Origin of the sequence: Saccharibacter sp. 17.LH.SD (genome assembly GCF_009834805.1) — a bacterium.
In the GTDB taxonomy this organism is placed as follows: domain Bacteria; phylum Pseudomonadota; class Alphaproteobacteria; order Acetobacterales; family Acetobacteraceae; genus Saccharibacter.
The window spans coordinates 520,178-543,173 of sequence record NZ_WVHO01000009.1 but is presented as its reverse complement, the minus strand read 5'-3'; the positions used below and the strand labels follow the sequence as shown (position 1 = coordinate 543,173).

19 protein-coding genes are annotated in these 22,996 nt (G+C 48.5%); 7 read left to right on the top strand and 12 right to left on the bottom strand.

Going from position 1 to position 22,996, the window contains the following annotated elements; translation table 11 throughout:
- Nucleotides 1-59 precede the first annotated feature (59 nt).
- Nucleotides 60-1,955, top strand: coding sequence for an ABC-F family ATP-binding cassette domain-containing protein (locus tag GS501_RS03825; protein ID WP_160830511.1), 1,896 nt, complete (start codon nucleotides 60-62; stop codon nucleotides 1,953-1,955).
- 46 nt (nucleotides 1,956-2,001) lie between these two features.
- Nucleotides 2,002-3,180, top strand: a complete 1,179-nt coding sequence (locus GS501_RS03820) for an AI-2E family transporter (protein ID WP_160830510.1) — start codon at nucleotides 2,002-2,004, stop codon at nucleotides 3,178-3,180.
- Between the two features lie 77 nt (nucleotides 3,181-3,257).
- Here the strand turns inward: GS501_RS03820 and GS501_RS03815 are convergent, their stop codons facing one another.
- The 3 genes from GS501_RS03815 to GS501_RS03805 are packed head-to-tail and all read right to left on the bottom strand — an operon-like array spanning nucleotide 3,258 to nucleotide 6,731.
- Complete coding sequence (locus GS501_RS03815) at nucleotides 3,258-3,671, bottom strand: hypothetical protein (RefSeq protein ID WP_160830509.1); 414 nt, start codon at nucleotides 3,669-3,671, stop codon at nucleotides 3,258-3,260.
- A complete protein-coding gene (locus tag GS501_RS03810; protein ID WP_160830697.1) occupies nucleotides 3,668-4,813 on the bottom strand; it encodes a DegT/DnrJ/EryC1/StrS aminotransferase family protein in 1,146 nt (381 codons plus the stop codon). Before GS501_RS03810 ends, GS501_RS03815 begins: the two co-directional genes overlap by 4 nt.
- 16 nt (nucleotides 4,814-4,829) lie before the next feature.
- Nucleotides 4,830-6,731, bottom strand: a complete 1,902-nt coding sequence (locus tag GS501_RS03805) for a polysaccharide biosynthesis protein (protein WP_370517927.1) — start codon at nucleotides 6,729-6,731, stop codon at nucleotides 4,830-4,832.
- A 130-nt stretch (nucleotides 6,732-6,861) separates the two neighbouring features.
- Between GS501_RS03805 and GS501_RS03800 the strand changes: the two genes are divergently transcribed.
- Entirely contained in the window at nucleotides 6,862-7,851 is a 990-nt protein-coding gene (locus GS501_RS03800) for a glycosyltransferase family 4 protein (RefSeq protein ID WP_370517926.1), read from the top strand.
- Nucleotides 7,852-7,880: 29 nt separating this feature from the next.
- Here the strand turns inward: GS501_RS03800 and GS501_RS03795 are convergent, their stop codons facing one another.
- Both GS501_RS03795 and GS501_RS03790 read right to left on the bottom strand, forming a co-directional pair.
- Nucleotides 7,881-8,285 (bottom strand): MarR family transcriptional regulator, encoded by a 405-nt coding sequence (locus tag GS501_RS03795; RefSeq protein ID WP_160830508.1) that lies wholly within the window; start codon nucleotides 8,283-8,285, stop codon nucleotides 7,881-7,883.
- A 201-nt stretch (nucleotides 8,286-8,486) separates the two neighbouring features.
- Nucleotides 8,487-9,860 (bottom strand): M17 family metallopeptidase, encoded by a 1,374-nt coding sequence (locus GS501_RS03790; RefSeq protein WP_160830507.1) that lies wholly within the window; start codon nucleotides 9,858-9,860, stop codon nucleotides 8,487-8,489.
- Nucleotides 9,861-9,973: 113 nt separating this feature from the next.
- Between GS501_RS03790 and GS501_RS03785 the strand changes: the two genes are divergently transcribed.
- Genes GS501_RS03785 through fdxA form a run of 3 tightly spaced genes read left to right on the top strand, consistent with a single transcriptional unit; the run spans nucleotide 9,974 to nucleotide 13,237 of the window.
- Nucleotides 9,974-12,493 (top strand): helicase-related protein, encoded by a 2,520-nt coding sequence (locus tag GS501_RS03785; RefSeq protein WP_237442384.1) that lies wholly within the window; start codon nucleotides 9,974-9,976, stop codon nucleotides 12,491-12,493.
- Between the two features lie 21 nt (nucleotides 12,494-12,514).
- On the top strand, nucleotides 12,515-12,844 hold the full coding sequence (locus GS501_RS03780) for an RNA-binding S4 domain-containing protein (RefSeq protein WP_160830506.1): 330 nt from the start codon (nucleotides 12,515-12,517) through the stop codon (nucleotides 12,842-12,844).
- A gap of 60 nt (nucleotides 12,845-12,904) precedes the next feature.
- The gene (gene fdxA / locus GS501_RS03775; RefSeq protein WP_160830505.1) at nucleotides 12,905-13,237 is read left to right on the top strand and encodes a ferredoxin FdxA; all 333 of its coding nucleotides are present in this window, start codon (nucleotides 12,905-12,907) and stop codon (nucleotides 13,235-13,237) included.
- Nucleotides 13,238-13,372: 135 nt separating this feature from the next.
- Here the strand turns inward: fdxA and cyoD are convergent, their stop codons facing one another.
- The 5 genes from cyoD to GS501_RS03750 form a co-directional block, all read right to left on the bottom strand.
- A complete protein-coding gene (cyoD, locus tag GS501_RS03770) occupies nucleotides 13,373-13,708 on the bottom strand; it encodes a cytochrome o ubiquinol oxidase subunit IV (RefSeq protein ID WP_160830504.1) in 336 nt (111 codons plus the stop codon).
- Complete coding sequence (gene cyoC, locus GS501_RS03765) at nucleotides 13,708-14,319, bottom strand: cytochrome o ubiquinol oxidase subunit III (RefSeq protein ID WP_160830503.1); 612 nt, start codon at nucleotides 14,317-14,319, stop codon at nucleotides 13,708-13,710. Before cyoC ends, cyoD begins: the two co-directional genes overlap by 1 nt.
- Before the next feature lie 17 nt (nucleotides 14,320-14,336).
- Nucleotides 14,337-16,334: a cytochrome o ubiquinol oxidase subunit I gene (gene cyoB, locus GS501_RS03760; protein ID WP_160830502.1), complete on the bottom strand. Its 1,998-nt coding sequence runs from the start codon at nucleotides 16,332-16,334 to the stop codon at nucleotides 14,337-14,339.
- A gap of 14 nt (nucleotides 16,335-16,348) precedes the next feature.
- Complete coding sequence (gene cyoA / locus GS501_RS03755; protein ID WP_237442383.1) at nucleotides 16,349-17,338, bottom strand: ubiquinol oxidase subunit II; 990 nt, start codon at nucleotides 17,336-17,338, stop codon at nucleotides 16,349-16,351.
- 416 nt (nucleotides 17,339-17,754) lie between these two features.
- Entirely contained in the window at nucleotides 17,755-18,525 is a 771-nt protein-coding gene (locus GS501_RS03750) for a Bax inhibitor-1/YccA family protein (RefSeq protein WP_160830501.1), read from the bottom strand.
- Between the two features lie 135 nt (nucleotides 18,526-18,660).
- Between GS501_RS03750 and GS501_RS03745 the strand changes: the two genes are divergently transcribed.
- On the top strand, nucleotides 18,661-19,236 hold the full coding sequence (locus GS501_RS03745; protein ID WP_160830500.1) for a 2'-5' RNA ligase family protein: 576 nt from the start codon (nucleotides 18,661-18,663) through the stop codon (nucleotides 19,234-19,236).
- Here the strand turns inward: GS501_RS03745 and GS501_RS03740 are convergent.
- Together GS501_RS03740 and GS501_RS03735 are read right to left on the bottom strand one after the other, a co-directional pair.
- Nucleotides 19,233-21,224, bottom strand: a complete 1,992-nt coding sequence (locus tag GS501_RS03740; protein WP_237442382.1) for a lysylphosphatidylglycerol synthase domain-containing protein — start codon at nucleotides 21,222-21,224, stop codon at nucleotides 19,233-19,235. The two genes, GS501_RS03745 and GS501_RS03740, sit on opposite strands and share 4 nt — an antisense overlap.
- A 94-nt stretch (nucleotides 21,225-21,318) precedes the next feature.
- The gene (locus GS501_RS03735) at nucleotides 21,319-22,911 is read right to left on the bottom strand and encodes a lysine--tRNA ligase (RefSeq protein ID WP_160830499.1); all 1,593 of its coding nucleotides are present in this window, start codon (nucleotides 22,909-22,911) and stop codon (nucleotides 21,319-21,321) included.
- Nucleotides 22,912-22,996 lie beyond the last annotated feature (85 nt).

Genomic DNA, 22,996 nt, shown 5'->3' with positions numbered 1-22,996 from the left:
CGCTCTGATAAGACATATAGCAGCTTTTCGAATTTTTACGCAGCAATAGGGGCTCGGCTTTGAGTTTACTCACAATTACTGACTTAACCCTGCGCATCGCCGGACGCCCTATTTTAGATGGAGCCTCCCTGACTATCGAGCCAGGACGTCGTATCGGTTTGATTGGTCGTAACGGTACGGGCAAATCCACCTTACTTGCCGCCATTGCGGGCGATATTCCCCCCGATAGTGGAACAATCACCTTTTCTCGTCGCGCAACGATGGGACGTGTCAAACAAGAAACACCTTCTGGTGATTTGTCACTCATTGACACTGTTCTAGCCAGCCATGAAGAACGCGCTCGTTTACTCCATGAGGCTGAACATACCGAAGACCCAGCCAAAATTTCCGATATTCATGAACGTCTTTTAGCCATTGATGCGCACAGCGCTCCTGCACGTGCGAGCACTATCCTGGCCGGATTGGGGTTTGACCAAGAGGCACAACAACGTCCCGTGCGGGATTTTTCAGGTGGCTGGCGGATGCGTGTCGCTTTAGCGAGCGCCCTTTTCCTCTCGCCCGACCTTCTTTTACTTGACGAGCCTACCAACCATCTCGATATCGAAGCAACATTGTGGCTAGAAGGATGGCTCGCCCGCTTCTCTGGCGCTGTCCTCGTGGTCAGTCATGACCGCTCCCTACTTGATCATACCGTTCAAGCCATTGCTCACTTAGAAAATGGCCGCCTTTCGCTCACTCCAGGTGGGTATGATCGCTTTGTTCAAATTCGTACAGAGCAAGCACTGCAACAAAACAGAGCGGCAGAACGCGTCGCAGACCAACGTGCAAAAATGGAAGCTTTCGTTGCCCGCTTTCGCGCAAAAGCAACGAAAGCACGACAAGCCCAAGCACGCCTAAAAGCTCTAGAACGTCTTCCTCAAATTGAAAGCGTCGTTGAAGAAACAGCGACGCATTTTTCATTCCCTGAACCTGGGGCTTTGCCCCCACCCATGATCAAACTGAACGATGTCTCTCTCGGTTATGGCGACCGCGTCGTGCTCCAAAATCTTTCACTGCGTTTTGATATGGAAGACCGCATTGCCCTCTTAGGGCGTAATGGGCACGGTAAATCTACTTTTGCCAAACTTTTGGCTGGTCAGCTTGAACCGATGTCAGGCGACTATAGCCCAGCGAACAAACTTCGCGTTGGATATTTTGCTCAGCACCAAAGTGATGAACTGGTCCTTGATGAAAGCCCAGTCGATCATATGGCGCGTACACTCCCTCAGGCCACCCCCCCTCAAGTGCGCGCGCAATTAGCGCGCTTTGGCCTTGATGCTGACCGTGCAGAAACTCCCGTTAAAAATCTTTCAGGTGGAGAAAAAGCACGACTGCTTATGGCAATCGCCACACGTCATGCGCCCCATCTTCTCATTTTAGATGAACCAACCAACCACTTAGATCTTGATGCACGTGATGCCCTTATCCGCGCTTTATGCGACTTCGAAGGAGCCGTCATTCTCATCAGCCATGATAGCTACCTCGTTGAATCCGTCGCAGACCGCCTCTGGATTGCTGAAAAGGGCACAATTTCCCCTTTCCATGGTGACATGAATGACTACAAAAATTGGCTTGATGAACGCGCAAAACAGGCTCAGCTTGAACAAAGCGCGCCATCGCGCACTGAGAAAGCCCCTGCAAAAGCCCAACAACGCGCCCAACGTAAGGAACAAACTCGACAATTAGCTCCCCTTCGCCGCGAGATTCGCCAACTGGAAACACAATTGGAGAAACTCACACACACCAAGCAACGTTTAGAAGATAAATTGGCTGATCCCTTGCTTTATCAGGCAAACAAAGCTGATGATATCGCGGCATTAAACACACAGCTCGCTTCTATTACGCACGAACAACAGGTGATAGAAACACTTTGGCTTGACTTACAAGACAAACTGGAAAACAGCTTAACTACCTGACGTTTTCTTTTCTTGTTTTCATTATTATTGTTAGGTTTTTCCTTTCATGGCTCTGTTCTTCTCTCACCCACCAGCTCCGGAGTCGCAGGCTACGCCTACGACATCGATCAATCGCATCTTTGTTCTCATCCGCGCAGCCTTTGTCATTGCATTAATGATGATCGCCATATGGCTGATTGGGGACGTTTTAGCGGTCGTTTTTGCTGCGGCTCTCATGGCAATCGTCTTACACGGCCTGGCACGCATCATACGTCGGCGCCTTCGTTTCATTCCCTACACGATTGCAGTCGCCATCGTCGCCGCTACCATTTTGGGGCTTCTAACAGCATTAATCTGGAGCAGTGGCCCCGCTATCGGAGAGCAGTTCTTAAGCCTGAAATCAGCCCTTGTCACCCAATCTGGAGACATCAAGGAACATCTTTCGCATAGTAACTTCGGGAAAATTATTCTTGATCATCTTCCGGCGTCTGTTGGTGGGAATGACAAAACCAACCCTCTCGGTAGCTTAGGATTTGGATTGGCCGGATCGGTCACAGGTCTTTTAGGAAGCGCCTTTGGTCTCCTCGGCACGATCTTTGTTGTCCTCATGGCCGCGTTCTATTTTGCTGTTTCACCATCACTTTACATTAACGGCTTCTTACGCCTTATTCCGCCACCTCATAGAGATACCGCACGCTCACTTCTGTTCGCTGCCGGCAATACATTATGGGCATGGACGGCTGGACAGGCCCTTGACATGCTCGTTGTTGGACTTCTCTCCGGCCTTGGGCTGTACATCATTGGCGTACCACTCGCACTCGCACTTGGGGTCGTCGCGGGGCTTTGTAATTTTATTCCCTATATCGGTGCCATTCTGGGCGCTATCCCTGCCTTGCTCATTAGCCTTTCCCTTGGCACGCGTGAGGCCTTATTTGTTGCGATCCTCTATAGCGTTATTCAATTCTGTGAAGGGAACATTCTCGCACCGCTCATTCAGCGTCGTGCAGTTCACATGCCACCGGCACTGGCTATTCTATCCCAGACCGTCTTTGGTTCTATCCTAGGGGCTCCTGGGCTCGTACTCGCCTCTCCCATTACGGCAGCCCTACTGGCCGTTTTTGATCGTGCTATGCCACCATTGGAAAATGCCGAACATACACAACTTGCTGTAGATGAACTTAACGACGAAGAACTCGCCGCCCAAAAGAAAGAAGCGGAAGCAGAAGCTCCTAAAAACGATAAATAATCTCAATAAATGAAAGCACGTAATGGTTCAGCCTCACGCAAACCATTACGTGCTGATCTTTCTAATATCTTCCTGACTTATTTTCCTTGTATCAGCGGCAAGAGTCCTCCCTCACCAAATGACCGCATACGGTAAGGACCATTTCGCAAGAATTGAAGCCCCGCAACATCATCATGATGCCGAAAATGCCATAGGGAGAGTATCACTTCTTCACCTTTAGGGCCCTTAAACATCATAATACGCCCCGCTGTTTGGGTAGGAGGTGTCTCTCCCTTTGCCCCCCATCCCGAACGATGAGCATGCAGCCATGTGTCCCACATCGTTGCTTCAGAAGATGTAAGCACGTGCTCGACTGGAGATAATTCCTCGCCAGACACAATATTGGGAAAGTCTATCCCTCTCAAAATAGGCCACACAGTATACCATACGATGATCACAGGTACGAGAACGATGATAACAAAGCTCAATAATAGACGGTTGTTTCGTGTCATAATTGGTTATTTTCTGCCCATTGTTGAATAATTTCTAACAGCTGCTCACCCTGCTCATCTGAAATATCAGGATGTATCGGTAATGCGAGAACGCACTCACCAAGAGATTCCGAAACAGGCAGAGATACTCCATCATGTTGAGCCTGATAAGCAGGCTGATAATGAAGTGGTTTAGGATAATAAATCGCCGTCGGCACGGCATGTTCACGCAGATAGCTTTGCAATGAATCCCTCTGTTGCGACGTAGGAAGGGTAATGCAATATATAGCCCACGCACTCTGGCTATCTGGCACACGCTGAGGCACCTTAATCCCTGTTGGTAACCCCGCATCGTAGAGATCCGCTATTTTTGCGCGACGCACCAACTCTTCTTCAAAAATCTCCATTTTTGCTAAGAGAATAGCCGCTTGAAGCGTATCCAACCGGGCATTAAGCCCAATACGCTGTACGTCATAACGCTGCTTACCTTCACCATGACTACGCAACGACCGATATAAGGCAGCTCGGTCATCATCATCAGTCAAAACTGCTCCGCCATCACCGTAAGCACCGAGAGGCTTAGAAGGGAAAAAAGACAGCGTTGTGGCAAGCGCCTCATGACCTAGCTTATGCCCTTGGTAAGACGCACCAAAAGATTGTGCACAATCCGCAAATAAAAGGAGGTCGTGCTTTTGTGCAAATGCTCTCAACTCTTCCCACGGTGCAGGCTGCCCAAAAAGATCAACCCCAATAATGGCACGCGGTTGATACTGCCCTTGTTGCTGAACATCTGACAAACGTTGCGTCAAAGACGCTATACTAATTTGAAAACTACCTTCATCAACATCGACGAAAACAGGAAAAGCCCCCAAGAGCAAAACAACCTCTGCGGTCGCCGTGTAGGTAAAAGCGGGCAAAAACACCGCCATTCCCGGCCCGATCCCCTCCGCCATCAGAACCATCAACAATGCATCTGTGCCGGATGACACACCGATGGCATGCCGCGCCCCGCCATATGACGCCAAACGCTCTTCCAGCTCGGTGACTTCTGGACCCATTACAAAACGGCAATGCTGGAAAACATGTTCTACACGCTTTTGCACACGCTGCCCAAGACGTTTCTGCTGCGCTGGCAAATCAAGAAAGGTAATAGGCTTAACCATCGGACCGCCCTCTTTTTTAAGAAACATACTCAGAGTGATAGACGTGTTTTTCTTCCATCTTTACCGGTAAAAATTCAGGAACAATCTCATGGAGAATGTCAAAGGCTTTCTCTGTATCCCCACCATGACAAGCCGCCTCAAGCTGTTCAAAATACTCGGCCACCTCACTCAGGCGTAACGACATAGAGGGCACGACTTCCCATAAACCATTGCGATCTATTCTCTGAGAATATTCTTGTTCATAAAACAACGTCTCTTCCAATTTCTCGCCTTCTCGCCTTCCTGTTATGGCAATGGCCATATCACGATCCGGCTGTAAGCCCGCCAAGCGAATCATCTGCCGCGCCAGTTCCATAATTCGCACAGGTTTCCCCATATCCAGAACAAAGAGACTTCCTGCTGTTGAGACAGTAAGGCGCCGCTGCATAGCCTGAAGCACGAGCCCAACCGCTTCAGAAATCGTCATAAAATAACGAGTCATTTCTGGGTCTGTGACGGTCAGTGGGCCACCATTGGCTAATTGATGCTGGAACAACGGAACCACAGACCCCGTAGACCCCAAAACATTACCAAACCGAACCGTCAGACACGATGTCCTACTGCCCTGCTCGTGCATCACATAATCGAGCGCCTGTGTATAAATTTCTGCACATCGCTTTGTTACCCCCATGACACTTGAGGGATGAACCGCTTTATCCGTTGAAATCACAACAAGGGCATGAGCTTTATAGGTATGCGCACAATCCGCAATAATCCGTGTTCCCACAACATTTGTCAGAATAGCCTCACAAGGATTCTGCTCAACCAGAGGAACATGTTTTAGAGCAGCCGCATGAAAAACGAGTTCAGGACGATAGCGTGCGAAAAGTTCCGCCATTTTTTCACGATTTTGAACATCTCCTATTACGGAATCATACTGAATATCTGAAAACTGCTCCGATAATGTGAGACCTATCTTCCATAGGGCATATTCACTACGTTCCAGTAAAACGAGATGTGCAGGGCGGTGATGCGCAATTTGCTGGACTAATTCTGTACCAATACTCCCCCCTGCCCCTGTAACGAGAACAACTTTCCCCTCAATGAGCTGTGTAATGTGCGTTCTCATCGAGTCAGGAACACGAATAGGTGCGCGATTTAATAAATCTTCTAAAACAACTGGTTGTAATTCAATATGTTCTGCTGGATGAAAGTGATCCAGAAAAGGCATACGCAGAACGGGAATATCGTAATCACCGATTGCTGATAATAAAGCCATCAAATCCGCCCCTCGTAACTCAGGGTCGGCTAAAATAACCTGAGAAGGGCGATTACCTTCTTCTATCATCCGAGCTATTAACGCTCTAATTGAGTCTGTAACACCTAATATGCTGTAGCCATGGATACGTTGCCCTCGCGATAAACCTTCAGTCACGACCAACCCTAATATCCGACGGCGTAATATTCCCTTTTGTATGAGGCGAATTAAAAAATCTAAATGCTCTTCCGTTCCGACAAGTAAGACTTTCTCCCCTTGTATCTGTTGTGCACTCTTCTTTTGTCTTATTTTAACAAGGCGAGCACCTAAACGAATGCCTCCTAACCCCATAATGAGCATTAAGGCATCAATAAACGGAAAGGCCGGTGTAGGAAGGCCATAGCCCGTAACCCACAATAAACAAGAGAAAAGCGTCGCGCTCACAACAGCCGCAGCAATAATATTACGCAGGTCAACAACCCCGCTATAACGCCAATATTGCTGCGGAACGCGGAATAACACCCCACTTGCCAGTAAAGTAATCGCTCCACCCGCTACGAACCATAATGGGTGAAAAATCCCCCCACTAGGGTCAGCCAACCACCGCGCTAACGGCGTCATAAGCGCAGATACAGCACCATCCAACAAGATATTCGCGGCGATGCGTTTCCGTGCCTGCACCCAACTCCTTATCCCGGACTGCACAGAAATATTTTTATCCCCCCACCATGCTTTCCTGTCTCTAGCTGAAGAACCGACAATCGCCTATCCCATAAACTAGAGAGTCTTACAGCAAGTTAAGGTAGCTGACGTGTTTTCTTATAGTCCTCTTCTTCATACGCTAGATCTCAGCGACCTGGTTGCCCTCTTGCTCTGCATCTTCATAATCCCTGCGCTGATCCGACTGGGCATTATGGATACCCCAGTGCAACGCAGCGCCCACCATACCCCTATCCCCAAAGGGGGGGGTATCGCCATTATAACCGCTTTTTTAGGGGGAATGGCTTTTCATTCGGTTCTACAGCATACGCCATTCACATTATTTCAACTATGTCTCGTCATCGGCACATTACTACTCTGTGTCGTCTCATGGCTGGATGATATCCGCCCCTTTGCGGCGCGCTACAAACTGAGCGCTCAAGCCCTCGCCGGCATCATCATCGCTCTTGGCTGCCACCCTTCATCTTCTCTGTTTCTTATCCCTATGGTCGCCACAACCATTATCCTTACCAACACCATCAATTTCATGGATGGCCTTAACGGGCTCGCAGCAGGTGTCATCGCTCTAACATCATTCTTTATGGCAGGGATGAATATCGTTCCATTCGACCTCCTCCTACTCGGAGTCAGCCTCGTCGGCTTTCTTCCTTTTAACTTCCCTAACGCGCGTATTTTTATGGGAGATGCAGGAAGCCAACCCTGTGCTTTCATCTTGAGTGGTGTTGGCATGACAGTTTTCCAGCCCATTCCCCACTTTCCATATATAGCCGGGGAATTTTGGCTTCTTCCATGTCTTTTAAATGGCATGCTTTGGGACGTTTTTTTTACATTGGCCCGACGAACACGCGCAAAAGAGTCCTTAGCACAAGCCCACCGGGGCCATCTCTACCAGTTGGCTGTTCGCACGAACATACCAGCACCTGCCGTCACTCTTATCCATTGGGGATTCACAATTTGGGGAGGCATCAGTTTCTGCCTCCCCTCTATGCCAGAATGCCTCATTGCACTCAGCCTACCACAAATCATGTGGACTCTCACCGTCACTCACCGCGCCCGCCGTCACCTTACAGAGAAATGGTGACAAGAGAGCAGACCCGTAACGAGAGCCCCTTAGCCGACGCGGCGCGAGCGGAATGATGTAACTTGTGCACGTGGCTTCTGCGTAGAAACCAACTTCTCGCCATGTCCTGCATCATCCATCACGCGACGCAACTCATTGAGATAAGCAGACCCTTTCAGGGTACGCTGCACAAGCACAGAACGACGGTCCAAAGGATCCACCTTTCTACGTGCAAGATCTAACTCACTGAGACGATCTAGCGCACGCGTAATAGCCGGCTTCGAAACATTCAAAAGCTGGGCCAAACCACGCACTGTGTGAGCCCCCTTTTCCAGGTAACAGACTAAAAACACAGCAAGCTGACGTGCAGACAGATCAGGACCTTCACCCCGAACTGTCGCAACGATCGTGTCACGCAATAAATCGAGCATTTGATCATCTGTGTTGCGGTTCATGGGGTATCTCCTTCTTTCTCTCTAACAAAACGCTACCAAAACTCTGTTCCCTTTAGACGGCTTATGAAGCTCCATCTCCATGCGACCTTATCTGGGGCTTTTGGAACGGATGCGCAAGTATCGTCAAAATCAAATAAGACCCGTCGTTGCAAACAGATCTAATCTGATATGTCATGAGATTATGACTAAACCGAGACAATTCTATTTAAACGCCTCAAATAGTCCCCTCAACATTAATGTCTCCCCACCGGCTGGACGCCCCATTTTACCTACGTCATTCCAGCCATATGTATCAATATGCGCCCATTTTTGCTTTTCTGGAATGAACCGCTGGAGATATAAAGCAGCCGTAATTGCACCAGCCATAGGCCGAGACGAAACATTGTTACAATCCGCGATTGGGCTTTCAAGCCATGCATCATAGTCAGGCCAGAGTGGTAAACGCCACAAAGGATCATGTGCTTTTTCCGACGCTTTAATAAGAGAATCGGCCAACTCATCATCATTGCTAAACAAAGCTGGAAGATCTGGACCAAGCGCTACACGTGCGGCACCGGTAAGCGTCGCAGCATCAAGCAAAATATCTGGCTTACTTTCTGAAGCTTCTGCCAAGAGGTCACACAACACCAAACGTCCTTCTGCGTCTGTGTTCCCTATTTCGACATATAATCCTTTACGTGTCGGCAACACATCACCAGGTCGCATCGCATGGCCAGAGACACTATTCTCGACACACCCTAAGCGTAACTCAATATCCACATCACTTTTTGCATCAATCAACGCACAGGTGAGTGACAACATAAGTGCTGCCCCACCCATATCTTTCTTCATTTTCAACATTGAAGCACTCGGCTTGAGATCATAACCTCCTGTGTCGAAACACACCCCTTTCCCAACTAAAGACAGACGGCGCGCGCCCTCCCGTGCCTTCCAACGGGCGACAACAACGGCAGAAGAGCGGTCTGACCCAGCCCCAACAGCAGCAAGACAAGGATAATTCTGAGTAAGGCTATCGCCTCTAATCACCTCAACAGTAGCACCACGGCTTTCTAATTCCTGTTGTGCTCTATGAGCCAATTCCTGAGGCCCTAAAAGATTTGCGGGCGTGTTGATGAGGTCACGCCCCAACCACGCAGCCTTGGCAAGATTAACGACCTGTGGATCAACAGCCTCAGGCACACATAGCTTAACCGATTGAGACGTTTCCTTTTGCCCTAAACGATAGTGATAGCGTCCCAAACAAAACCCGAGCACAGCCTCATTGAGGAATTGCTCACTGCCGGTTCTGTTTTCTAGCCGCCACACCCCCTCCGGCAAAAGAGTAGCTAACGCTCCATAAGGCAGCGGTCCTTTTTTTTCTGGCACACAAAAAACAGCCCCGATGACGCTCCCTTGATCATTAGGAAGAAGCGTAAAATCGCCTTCTTTTCCTTTAAACCCTTGGCTACGGAGGAAAGCCCCATAAGCACCACAAAGCTCCGACAACACAGCCTCATCCTGAGATTTTACAAGATAAAGTGGCGTATAATGAACCGTCTCATTCGCAATCACTAAAGGTAGAGAATTTTCAGACATTATAAAAAACCTTCACATCATCCTAAAAACAATCTTGCTTTTGCCACATACTCTCCCCAACCATTCTGATCATGATGGGACATGCATACAAAGCTTCAAAGCACTTCTCGGCCATGCCAGCGACAATTCACGCTATGCTAGGCCCTACTAATACGGGAAAAACGCATTATGCCCTATCCCGTATGATCGCCCATCAGAGTGGCATTATCGGTTTTCCTCTCCGTTTATTGGCACGAGAGAATTATGAACGTCTCGTCAAATTAAAAGGGGAAAAGTCTGTTGCTCTCCTTACAGGAGAAGAAAAGATCATCCCGCCCCGTGCACGGTGGTTTTCATGCACAGTTGAAGCCATGCCGCTTGACCGCAAGGTTGATTTTATTGCCATTGATGAAATCCAACTCGCCGCTGATCCTGACCGTGGACATGTCTTTACTGACCGCCTCCTCCATGCTCGAGGAGAACATGAGACCCTTTTTCTCGGTGCCGAAACGATACGCAATTTATTGAAAAAATTGATCCCAGAGATCGAAATAGAAACGCGCAACCGCCTCTCACAACTGACTTATACAGGCTCCATTAATCTTACGCGTCTTCCGCCACGTTCAGCAATTGTCGCTTTCTCTGCCAATGAGGTTTACGCCATTGCTGAAGCCATACGCCAAAAACGTGGGGGCTGTGCAGTCATTATGGGGCGTTTAAGCCCACGCACACGGAACGCTCAAATTGAACTCTATCAGAACCGTGAAGTTGATTATCTCGTCGCGACCGATGCTATTGGCATGGGGCTAAATATGGACGTTAACCATGTCGCCCTCGCCTCTTTGAAAAAATTTGATGGAACGGTCTCTCGTCCCCTCACACCACAAGAAGTTGCCCAAATTGCTGGACGCGCAGGACGCGGCATGAAAGATGGCACTTTCGGCACAACTACTGGCACATGCTCTCCTATGCCGGTCGATATGGTGAATGCTATTGAAGAGCACCGCTTTGATCCTATTCGCCAACTCTATTGGCGCCAAACAAAGCTTGATTACAAAAGTCCAGAAGCTCTTCTCACAAGCCTCATGAACAAACCGCCTCATCCTGGGCTTATCACAGGGCGTATTGCTTCAGACTTAGATGTCCTAACGACCCTCATCTCACTTCCAGAAATTCGCCAAGCAGCCCGCGGGCACAAAGCAACCCAACTTTTGTGGGAAGCGTGCCAAATTCCAGATTTCCGCAAAATCGGGGATGGAAGCCACGCTCGTTTATGTGGTCGCCTCTTTTTGGACCGGTTACATCATGGGCATATTCCCCCTAACTGGATCGAAGGGCAATTACGTGGGCTCGATCGTACGGATGGTGATATTGATACCCTTATGCACCGTCTCTCTGGGGTTCGTGTCTGCGCTTATATTGCAGCTCGGTCTGGCTGGCTACGTAACAGCACACGCTGGCAAGAAAAAAGCCGTGATGTTGAAGATCGTCTCTCCGATACACTCCATGAGCGTCTTGCCGCACGATTTATTAATAAACGTGCCACTGCCTTATTACGGCGTTCATCCCCAGGAGAAGCCCCTGACTATCTCTCCGCCATCACATCCCATAATCGGCTTATTGTGGAGGGGCATGACATCGGACGCATCGCGGGCTTTTCTTTAGAGATTGATGCCCCCACAGACAGTTCGGAAGGAGCTCTTCTTCTCCGTGCAGGACGCCGCGCCCTTCGCCACGCCATGCCAAACCGTATCCAGAACTTTCTCAAGGAAAAAGAAGATAAGCTCGTCCTCAAAGAAACGGGAAAGATTCTATGGGAGGGCACGGAAATCGCTCGACTAACGAAGGGAAACAGCTTTTTCGAACCGTCTATTCGTCTACTCCCAGGTGAATTTCAGGATATGACGCAAAGCCAACGTGTCAGCCAACATCTCACACATATGACAACGCTTCAGATCAAAAAGCACTTTCATATTCTCTTTGAGACACGCCAAAAATGGCGCGAAGACCCAAACCTGCGAGGCCTTTTTCATCGATTAATTGAAGATGGTGGGATTACCCCAACACTCGCTAATGACAGTGCTCTCCCGCACGTAACGAAGAAGCGCCTTCACAAATTAGGAATCACTGTAGGACAGCGTTTCATATTTTACCCTTCTCTCCTCAAGCCCGATACGCTTCCGACACTCACTTTGCTGTATAATCTCTGGCATAATGCCTCATGTACAGCGCCATCTGCCGGAGAGCTTCTCCTCCCCCAGCGACACACCATAACACCACCAGGTTGGGCTCCTGCTGGCTCTATGATCATCCGTATTGATATGATGGAACGCTTCTTAAACCGGTTAATGCCTCATGGTCACCCCCCACGTAGAAGTTATCCAGCACCAGCAGATCTTGCCTCCTCGCTTGGCATCAAGAAATCTATGCTCGCAGAACTTCTAAAACATCTTAAAGTTCCACACCGCCCCCCTTCATCTCTCCCTCACAACCAGTACGGCCCTCCTTCTCCTCTGCTTATTCTTGGACAATCACGTTCACGCAAAAAACACGCTGCATCTTCTCGCCGCAAAAACAATAGGATCTCGGCAAAGAAACCAGAGCGGCTGCTTAACTCACCCTTTGCCGCTTTAGCCAAATGGACATCATCATAAAGAGAGTGCTGCGTCTTCTATATGCCTACACCTGATGCTCAGCGATTAGATCTATGGCTCTATTATGCACGGCTTGCGAAGACACGGAGTCTTTGCTCGCGCTTCATCCAACTTGGGCATGTCCGCATTAATGGACAGCGTACAGACAAAGCACATGCACGCATTCGTACTGGCGATATTCTCACGTTTGTTCCACCCCACAAGCCTCACGAAGTCTATGTTTGGCGCATAAAAAAATTGGGAGAACGCCGCGGCCCCGCCTCAGAAGCAGCCTATCTTTATGAAACAATCGTGGAAAGAAATGACAATAGACTTGCCACACCCCCCTCATCTTCGGCATATCAGTGCTGAAATCTCGTATAAGGCCCGTTTGGCAGGCCTGTCATAAAATCAAAACCGGAGACAGCCATAATGACCTATGTGGTCACCGAAAACTGCGTTCGTTGCAAGTTTATGGATTGTGTAGAGGTCTGCCCTGTTGACTGCTTCTACGCTGGTGAAAATTTCCTCGTTATCAATCCAGACGAATGCATTGATTGCGGCGTATGTGAACCTGAATGTCCTGCGGAAGCCATCTTCCCTGACAGCGATGAGCGTGCCGCCTCATGGATGGAAATCAACGCTAAATATGCGGCTATCTGGCCCAATATGAGCCAGAAGGGCACACCACCTGCCGATAGCGAAGAGTGGAATGGGAAACCTGGGAAGCGCGAGATGCTTTCCGAAAAACCCCACGAAGGCTAGATAGCCCTCCTCTCGAAAGCACCAACTAAAACCCTGGGATTAAACCCAGGGTTTTTTTATACCCTGTCCAAAAAGGCATAAAAAAAGAGCCGGAAGAATCCCCTCCGGCTCTTTTTATTGAAAACACATTAAAACTTAACGTGCCATCATATGCATCTGTGTGTTCCACAGAACAAACAGAGACCCGCATACCAGGATAAGCACGGTAAGCGCTGTCACGGCAAAGGTCATCAAATTCCAACGTTGTTTAGAACTTGTGTTCATATGTAAGAAAAAGACCAAATGAACAAAAATCTGCACAACGGCCAGAATACTCATGACCACAAGCGTCGTCCAGAAGGAGAACGCGTGGGTTAGAACAGTGGCAAAAGATGCCACTGTCAAAATCACAGCTAGAACGAAGCCAGTGATATAAGAGCCAACAGAACCGTGGCTCTCCCCTTCATGTGAAGTTGTATGGGCCTGGCTCATTACATCACACTCCCCAGGTAAACGAAGGTAAAGACGCAAATCCACACAATATCAAGGAAGTGCCAAAAAAGGCTAAGGCACGTCAGCTTGGATTGCATCCGGTCACTGAGCCCCTGACGGCCCAGAATTTGGAAGAACAGAATGAACATCCAAATAAGACCAATAGTCACGTGCAGACCATGCGTCCCCACCAAGGTGAAGAAAGACGACAAAAATGCTGAACGATCAGGACCTGCGCCCCGCTCAACAAGATCAGCAAACTCGTGTATCTCTAACCCAACGAAGGAAACACCTAATACGAATGTAACTAATAGCCACGCTAGTACCGCCGACTTCTTCCGTGCATGGGCTGCGATAGACGCAAACCCATAGGTGATGGAAGAGAAGAGCAAGATTGCCGTTTCGATCTCAACATTGGTGATATCGAATAGCTCTTTCCCTGTTGGGCCACCAGCAAACTGGTGACACATGACAGCGAAAACGACGAACAACGTCCCGAATAGGATGCAGTCTGTCATCAGATAGACCCAGAAGCCGAACACCACGGGTGTCTCGTGATGCTCGTGCTCTCCGTGCTGAGCTTCGGGCGCGTGAGTTGTGTCGTGAGACATAGTAATCATCGCCTCCCTTATTCTGCTGCCTGCGCAGCGGAAATCCGCTTAGCAAAGGCCTCTTCATCCGCGCGGACTTCTTCCACAGGGACATAAAAGTCAATATCAAGGTCAGCACTACGTATTACCATAGCAGCAAATACGCCAAGCAAACCTATGATCGCCATCCACCAAATGTGCCAGACCATCGCGAAGCCAAACAGGAAGGTGAACACACCAATCACTGGCCCCAAGACCGAATATTTCGGCATATGAATTGGTTTCAGGCTTTCCACTGGTGTCGGACGGCCCAACTCTTTCTCGATATGGAATGTATCGAGCCCACGTACTGTTGGAAGACGCGCAAAGTTGTAGTGCGGAACAGGGGAAGGGATAGACCATTCCAACGTACGACCTGAACCCCAGTTATCACCTGTCGCATCCAGTGCATCGCGCTTCTGGTGAACAGCATCAATAATCGCGCAGATCAACTGCCCAACCTGACATGCCACACCAACAGCAAGGACGAACACACCAACACAGGCTACCAGCAACCAAGGATGCCAATTTGGATTGTCATAGTGGTTCAAACGACGTGTCATACCCTCTAAACCGACAATGTAGAGCGGAATAAAGGAAAGGTAGAAACCGACGAACCAACAACGGAAAGCCCATTTACCCCAGCTGTCACGCAGCTTGTAACCAAACACTTTGGGGAACCAGTAGTTCATACCAGCGATGTAACCGAAGAACACACCGCCAATAATCACGTTATGAAAGTGCGCGACCAAGAAGAGAGAATTATGAAGTACCCAGTCAGCTGCAGGCATCGCCATCATCACACCGGTCATACCACCGATAGAGAAGGTAATCATGAAGCCAACAATCCAGTTCATTGGACCTTCAAAACGCACACGCCCCTTATACATCGTGAAGAGCCAGTTAAAGATTTTCACACCCGTCGGAACAGCGATAAACATCGTCATGATTCCGAAGAAGGTATTAACATCTGCACCTGCACCCATCGTGAAGAAGTGGTGAACCCAAACAAGGCACCCCAATAAGGTGATCACACCACTCGCATAGACCATGGTCTTGTAACCGAAGAGCGGCTTACCTGAAAATGTTGCTGCAATTTCGGAGAAAACACCAAATGCTGGGAGGATGAGAATGTAAACTTCCGGATGTCCCCAAGACCAAATCAGGTTCAGGTAAAGCATCACGCTTCCGCCACCATCATTGGTAAAGAAGTGCATTCCCAGATAACGATCAAGGCTCAACAGAGCAATCGTAACCGTCAAAACAGGGAAGGTCAGCAGGATCATCACAATGGCGTAAAAAGACGTCCATGTGAAAACCGGCATCTGCATCCACTTCATGCCCGGTGCGCGCATCTTCACAATAGTCGTGAAGAAGTTCACCCCGGTCAGCAAGGTCCCAACACCAGAAATCTGCACAGCCCAAATGTAGTAATCAACACCTACGCCTGGGTTAAATTGCAGCTCCGAAATTGGAGGATAACCCAACCAACCAACGTTCGAGAACTCACCAATAAACAATGACACGTTGATCAGTACAGCACCGACCAATGTCATGTAGAAACTGACGGAGTTCAAGAACGGGAAAGCCACGTCACGCGCACCGATCTGGAGCGGAATAACGAAGTTAAACAACCCTGTCATAAACGCCATGGCCATGAAGAAAATCATGATCGTGCCATGAGCCGAGAAGACTTGGTCATAATGGTGAGGGGGCAAATAACCTGGATTACCCGCATATGACAATGCGAGCTGGGTACGCATCATGAACGCATCAGCAAAGCCACGCAACAGCATGACAATCGCCAATACGATATACATGACGCCAAGCTTTTTATGATCGACTGTCGTCAACCATTCACGCCACAAATAGCCCCATTTACGAAAATAGGTAATTGCTGCGAGAACAGCAATCCCAATAACGGCCACACCAATGAATGTACCGACCAAAATCGGCACATCATATGGTATGGATGAAAGTGTTAGTTTTCCGAGCATCTTTAGGTAATTCCTTACATGCCGGTGTCGGAAGATGATGCTGCGCCGTTGGAGGCAGCGTGCATATCCATACGCATGATTTTGCCATTATTGATACTGCGAACCATACCATTATTGTATTTAGCAATAATGTGCTGGAAGAGATCAGACTGTGCTTCGCCGAAATAGATCACAGGAGATGGCGTTGGAGCAACGCTCTCACGAACCACGGGCGGTTTCGCATATTTCGGATAAGTCTGAAGATTCAGCGGCTCATGCGACGCAAACTGGCTGCTACCATTGCGAACATTCTCCACCCAAGACTGGAATTGCTCTTGTGGTAACGCAATTGTCTTGAACTTCATGTCGGAAAAACCAGGACCACTATACTGCGCAGCCTCACCACGAAGAACACCAGGGTTACGTGCTAGAAGGTGCAACTGTGTCTCCATTCCCGCCATGCTGTAGATCTGTGATCCAAGCTGCGGAATAAAGAACGACGTCATCACACTATCGGACGTAATATGGAGATTCAGCGGTGTTTTTGTCGGAACATCAAGCTCATTTATCGTCGCAATCCCCTGCTCTGGGTAGATAAACAACCACTTCCAATCAATCGCAACAACTTCAATGGTCAATGGTTTTGTATTTTCTGCATGTTCACGAACCAACATATCTTTCGGAAGAGATCGGTATGGGTCGTAATAATGCGTACTCCAATAGTTAAAGCCGCTCAAAACAGCGATAATAGCTATTGGCATACCCCAAATAAAAACCTCAACCGCATTCGAGTGCGACCAATTAGGTCTATATTCTGCCTTGGTATTTGATGCTCTATACTTCCAGGCGAAGAACAGCGTCGCAATGCACGTTGGTACGACAACACACATCATAATGGCGAACTCAAGCACCATCATGTCGCGATTGCCCTCGCCAATCGGACCGTCTGGTTGAAGCAAATCAACCGTACAGCCCGACAGCATCAACGCAGGCAACGCAGGAAAAAGTCGCCAGAGTCTTTTCATGGGTCCTGCCTCTATCTGTCGCTCTGGCCCTCAAAGGCCAAAACACTTTGTGACACACAAGCCAGGATCGCCTCAACGCCACCGAACGTTGCTGTCATTTTTCAATGCCTTTCCTCGTTCGTATCCTGACAAAGAAGGGGATGCCCCTTCTGAGTTCTCAAAAATCGGGAAGATGCTCCCGGTGCCACCCACCCTATTCCGCCTGAATAGCGCGTAATACAAGAGAAAATTGACATAAAATAAACGAACTAATTAAGTCCACTATGGAAAAATGGCTTTTCTCTGCGGGATAGAGGTTTTTTATAAAATTTACACCGCACACAAGATATTCTTCATTTCTAAGGCCATGTGTGCTTCGCGAAACATTAAAATGTGACGCAAAAGAGACTCCTCTCCTACGCCACATCTAAAATCCATTATCCGCGATCGTCGCTCCGAACGCCGACAAATTGAAGCAGAGACTGAAACAAGTTCACAAAGTTCAAGTACATTGAAAGAGCATCATAGATGCTTAATTTTCCAATATCATCAGCCGAATAGGCTCCCATATATTGGAGATATGACATCTTAATGCGCTGTGTATCGTAAGCCGTATAGCCTGAGAACAACAATACACCGACGAAAGAAATTGCCGTCGTCATGAAAGACGTCGGGATGAACATGTTCACTAATCCAGCAATCATGAGCCCAACCAACCCCATGAAGAGAAACATTCCAAAGCCAGACAGAGAACGATTTGTCACATACCCCCACAATGCCACTGCTGAATACAGACTCGCTGCAATCAAAAAGGTTCTGACAACTGAAGCTCCTGTATAGGCCAGAAGAATACTGGACAGACTAATCCCCATCGCAACACTATAAAGGATGAAGATTCCCTGAGCGGCACTTCGCGACAGACGGTTAACCCCAAAGGACAACACCATCACAAATACCAGTGGCAGAAAAATCGCCACCATACCTATGATGCTCGGGCCCATCACTATTTGCCCGTTAGCCAGCCCATGTGCCCGGAAGAAAATCCCCCTTAAAGACGTATGCACCACCGCATAGGCAGAGACAGCGGTCAAAACGAGCGCAAAAGCCATCCAATTGAAGACACGCAACATATAAGCGCGCAAGCCTGCATCAAAAGCAACCTGCCCCTGCTGAGACTCCGCAGAACGAAAGTCGGAATTAAAAGCCATGATACCTTTTTCCGAAAGAAAAAAACTAACAGTAGCGGGAGACTACTCCCCCACTCTGCTCCTACCCTAGGATGTGGAATGTTTTTAGGTTAAGTCAAGATTAAACAATCACCCCCTTCTAGGATTGTTATCTGTATGAAACTTGCTATTGGGTTACCAACAGCCTCACTCATTGATGACGACTTGTCCCTTTTGCGTGGCACGCTTAATGACGTCCATTGGGTATCCAACAAGCACGGAATCATCTTACTGCAATCACTCGGGCAGGTGGATCGCTATCACCTTATTGAGGATATCGGTCTTGCGTTATCGACGATCACATGGTCTCCATTCACTATAAAACTACAGCAAATTCTCCATCACCAAGGGCATGAGAAAGACCGCTTAACCTCGCCAGTCATGCCTAATGACGACTTAACACACCTTCAAAAACGCATCGCATCACGCTTAAAAGCTGCTGATTGCCCGCCATCATCTCTCAAAACGCTTTCGCCTGAACTAACGCTCGGCTACCTGTTGCCTGATCGCCATCATGACGTCATACCCTGGATACAACGCCATAATCTTTTTTCCAGCCAACCTATAAGAGTGGATCATATCTGCCTCATTGAACAATTTGGCTACAATGAAACTCTCCCCTTTCAGGTCCTTGAAACCTATAGCTGCTATGGTCAAAGGATGGATCCATCTCTCTTTTCAGATGAATTTTAGCGTAAGCCAAGCCGATCTAGATAAGACTGCACAAGGGGATATTGATTAATGTTACAAAAACAATATCCACCTTTTTTCAGAACAAATCCGTTCAGCCCTATATCCTCATATATATCTCTTAATGTCGTATCATCCTGAAGAAACACTAACCCATAGCCTTCCTGTACAGCATAATCGCGTAATCGCCAGATCGCCGCTGCATGGAAAGCTTTCACCCCCACAGGGCTCCCTAACGATACAAGAAAAGGATCCCTTTTGATAAAGGCTAGCGCTGCTTTTGCTGATTCATCCTGAATAATTCCATCAGGCATAATCTTCACATCGCGCAACATATGTGTCGTCGTTGCGGCATCCACCAGACATCCATATTTCGCAGCATTTTGTAGATTCCACGGCAAGGGATGAAGACGCGTCCGCCGAACAGCCCGCCACAACGCAAACAGACAGCACAGAGCAGAAATGCCCATGAACCATCGGCCTATAGCGGTATGCGCATCATAAATCATCGCCCGCCACCAGACAGGACCAAGATGACGTTGTAACCCTACCCAGCCTACTCCGGCCAGGCCAACCGCCCACAACGAGATAGGCGCTAAGATAGACGGAGATAAAGGTTCAACACGCCAATGGGCTTGCCGATAATATCCCTTTTTGAAAGGCAAAAGCACCACAAGGACGGCTGCTACAAACAAGAAAACGGCCCAATGAGCTTGTCTTAACCCTAATACAACCAAGGTAGCACACAGCACATACACAGATAAACGCCATGCTAAGGCCACACGTTGAGACAGACCTCCAGCCAGCCCAAACAAGATGACACCACACAACCACAATAAAAAAGCTGACAGCTGCAATATAGTGGCATGAATGACCGAATGAAAAACTGGCAAGGGAGCAAGCAACGCATAAAGGATCGTCACTATCCCTAAAACAGCCTGAACACTTGTCGCGACAATGACTGAAAAATCAGCCTCTGACTCACGCACAACCTGATTAGGATGCAGGATTCCACCTTGTCCTGGCCGTTGAGAAAGAGAAGGCATTCCCCGCAATAATAGCTCATGTCCAGCAAACATCACGCCCGCTAATATCAGCGGGATGATGTAGTAGAATAAACGGAAAACTAGGATAGCCCCCATAATACGCGGGAGAGGAAGCCAAGGAGACAATGCTAACAACATAGCGCTGTCAAAAACCCCTAACCCTCCAGGAACACTTGCTACAAGACCAGCCGTGTAAGCCACGATATAAATGGCAAGAAACCCACCAAAATTTAATCCCGTCCCTGGGGGTAGTGGACCGATCACACACCACGCAATCAATGCTGTGACCGACATATCGGCCATACTGATTAAAATCTGCGCAATGCTAATGTCCCATCGTGGCAGATCAAGTCGCCAGCGATAGATCTTGATTTCCTTTTTCCATATCGAAAGTCCAACATAGGCGAGCAACGCCCCAAAGCATCCTATTCCAGCACAATGAGAAATCCATAAAGGCGCATGAGACAAAAATGGAATAGCCTGAGGTTGCCACAGCAAGACAAACCCCACCAACCCAATTGTCCCTAACAAATAGGTCAACGAACAAAAAGCAATGATGGAAGCAATTTTTCCGCTAGGCACACCCCAACTGCGATAAAGACGATACCTTACCGCTGTGCCTGATACAGCAGCACACCCAATGTTGTGCGACAACACATAAGAGCAAAAGGCAACGAACGCAGAGCGCCCCCAAGAAACGCCCGCATTAACGTGCCGGCACGCCAAGCCATCATAAAAAGAAAGAATGAAATAAGCGAGAAATGTCGCCCCAACTCCTTTCCACAAGGCCTGCACGGGGATCGCATGCAATCCTAGAACGATATCATGCACGGAGAGATGTCGTAATTCACGCCATATGACGACAACAGCCACCACAAGAAGCACCGCCCCAAAAAGGGCCGGTGCTCTCATCATCAAGCGCTGATAACGAGCTGAAACCTGCAAAAAACGTTCCTTTCTTGGCACATCAACCGGTATAAGCGTGATGCATGCATTACTGCGCTTAATATTTTACAACATCCATATTTGACGCTGTTTCTTAAACGTCAGAGCGCTTCAGCCCCTCTTCAATCAAGGCGACCGTTTCTTTCAAGCCAAAGAGAGAGGCAAAAATACCAAATCGTGGCCCTTCGCTTTGCCCTAACAAGACCTCATATAAGCATCCGAACCAAGAACGTAACTCGGATTTCTCAAAATATCGTTTCCCAACTTCAAAAACGATATTTTGCACATCATCCGGAGAGGCCCCTGCAGGAACAGCCTTAAGAGCTTCGGCCAAATCTTCAAGCCCCTTACGCTCCGTCTCATTCGGTGCGCGATATACTTTATTGGGGCGAACACGCTCATTGAAATAAGCCAATGCATGCTCGACCAAACGCGCCACATAAGGGTGACTCTCAGGAGAGAGTGAAGCATCATAACGCTGTAAAAACTTCCACAACGTGGCCACTTCTTTGGCATTCGCCACGCTCGCAAGATTTAACAATGCGGTAAAAGAAACGGGGCTTGTATCCTGAGGGCGAAACTGACCCGCATGAATAAACCATACAGGGTTAGCGAGAAACTCTTCCTTATTTTGTGTTGTTCCCTTTTGCACGAGGGCCAAATATTCATCCGTCGCCCGAGGAATCATGTCCGTATAAAGACGCTTTGCCCGTGTCGGCTGCTGAAACATATAATGCCCCAAGCTCTCCGCCGGCCCATAACGAAGCCACTCCTCAACAGAGAGACCATTCCCCTTAGATTTACTGATCTTCTGTCCTTGGGAATCTAAAAAGAGCTCATATGTCAGCCCAACAGGTGGCGTTTTCCCGAGAATACGGCAGATTTTCGATGATAATTTAACGCTATCAATCAAATCCTTACCGGACATTTCGTAATCAACACCTAAAGCATACCAACGCATGGCCCAATCGGCCTTCCACTGCATTTTGGCATGCCCACCATAGACAGATGTCTCGAACTGCCGCCCGTCCTCATCTTTCCAAACAACAGTGCCGACCTCAGGGTTTACCTGCTCAATCGGCACCTGCATGACACGCCCAGTCTCTGGATGAATGGGCAGAACGGGCGAATAGGTTGCACGTCGCTCCTTGCCCAATGTGGGAGCAATCACCGCAACAATTTTATCATGCTCTTCAAGAACACGCTTTAAAGCCGCGTCAAATACACCCCGCGTGTAATAATCCGTAGCGGACGCAAATTCGTATTGAAAACCAAAACTATCCAGAAATTGACGCAAGCGTGCATTATTATGCGCCGCAAAGCTCTCATATTCTCCAAATGGATCGGGAATACGTGACAATGGTAAGCCTAGATGCTTCTCCAGCATGTCCTGCTGAGGCACGTTACTGGGCACTTTCCGTAATGCATCCATATCATCAGAGAATGTCAGCAAACGTGTAGGACGCCCGGTCATGGCTTCAAAAGCTTGGCGCACCCAGCTCGTACGAGCGACCTCTCCAAACGTGCCAATATGGGGCAAACCTGATGGGCCATACCCTGTTTCCAGCAATACAGGCTTCGCCGGGTCTCTATCGGCGACACGTACGACAATTTTTCGAGCTTCCTCAAACGGCCACAATTTGGGGAATGACGAATCAGATGAGATAGAAGAGGTCTTTTTTTGCATAAGGATTGAGAAATTATGGAGCCTGAGCTTCTTGGTCAAGCAAGCACTTCAAACATCTAAGAAACCTCTCGGCAGAAACCTCGTT

What these genes read in the sequence shown, in the direction of transcription:
- GS501_RS03795 (WP_160830508.1), bottom strand. Translation starts at nt 8,285, where the DNA reads ATGAACCGCAACACAGATGATCAAATGCTCGATTTATTGCGTGACACG.
- GS501_RS03780 (WP_160830506.1), top strand. Translation starts at nt 12,515, where the DNA reads ATGCCTACACCTGATGCTCAGCGATTAGATCTATGGCTCTATTATGCA.
- cyoD (WP_160830504.1), bottom strand. Translation starts at nt 13,708, where the DNA reads ATGAGCCAGGCCCATACAACTTCACATGAAGGGGAGAGCCACGGTTCT.
- GS501_RS03750 (WP_160830501.1), bottom strand. Translation starts at nt 18,525, where the DNA reads ATGGCTTTTAATTCCGACTTTCGTTCTGCGGAGTCTCAGCAGGGGCAG.
- GS501_RS03815 (WP_160830509.1), bottom strand. Translation starts at nt 3,671, where the DNA reads ATGACACGAAACAACCGTCTATTATTGAGCTTTGTTATCATCGTTCTC.
- cyoB (WP_160830502.1), bottom strand. Translation starts at nt 16,334, where the DNA reads ATGCTCGGAAAACTAACACTTTCATCCATACCATATGATGTGCCGATT.
- GS501_RS03745 (WP_160830500.1), top strand. Translation starts at nt 18,661, where the DNA reads ATGAAACTTGCTATTGGGTTACCAACAGCCTCACTCATTGATGACGAC.
- fdxA (WP_160830505.1), top strand. Translation starts at nt 12,905, where the DNA reads ATGACCTATGTGGTCACCGAAAACTGCGTTCGTTGCAAGTTTATGGAT.
- cyoC (WP_160830503.1), bottom strand. Translation starts at nt 14,319, where the DNA reads ATGTCTCACGACACAACTCACGCGCCCGAAGCTCAGCACGGAGAGCAC.
- GS501_RS03790 (WP_160830507.1), bottom strand. Translation starts at nt 9,860, where the DNA reads ATGTCTGAAAATTCTCTACCTTTAGTGATTGCGAATGAGACGGTTCAT.
- GS501_RS03810 (WP_160830697.1), bottom strand. Translation starts at nt 4,813, where the DNA reads ATGGTTAAGCCTATTACCTTTCTTGATTTGCCAGCGCAGCAGAAACGT.
- GS501_RS03820 (WP_160830510.1), top strand. Translation starts at nt 2,002, where the DNA reads ATGGCTCTGTTCTTCTCTCACCCACCAGCTCCGGAGTCGCAGGCTACG.
- GS501_RS03735 (WP_160830499.1), bottom strand. Translation starts at nt 22,911, where the DNA reads ATGCAAAAAAAGACCTCTTCTATCTCATCTGATTCGTCATTCCCCAAA.
- cyoA (WP_237442383.1), bottom strand. Translation starts at nt 17,338, where the DNA reads ATGAAAAGACTCTGGCGACTTTTTCCTGCGTTGCCTGCGTTGATGCTG.
- GS501_RS03785 (WP_237442384.1), top strand. Translation starts at nt 9,974, where the DNA reads ATGCCAGCGACAATTCACGCTATGCTAGGCCCTACTAATACGGGAAAA.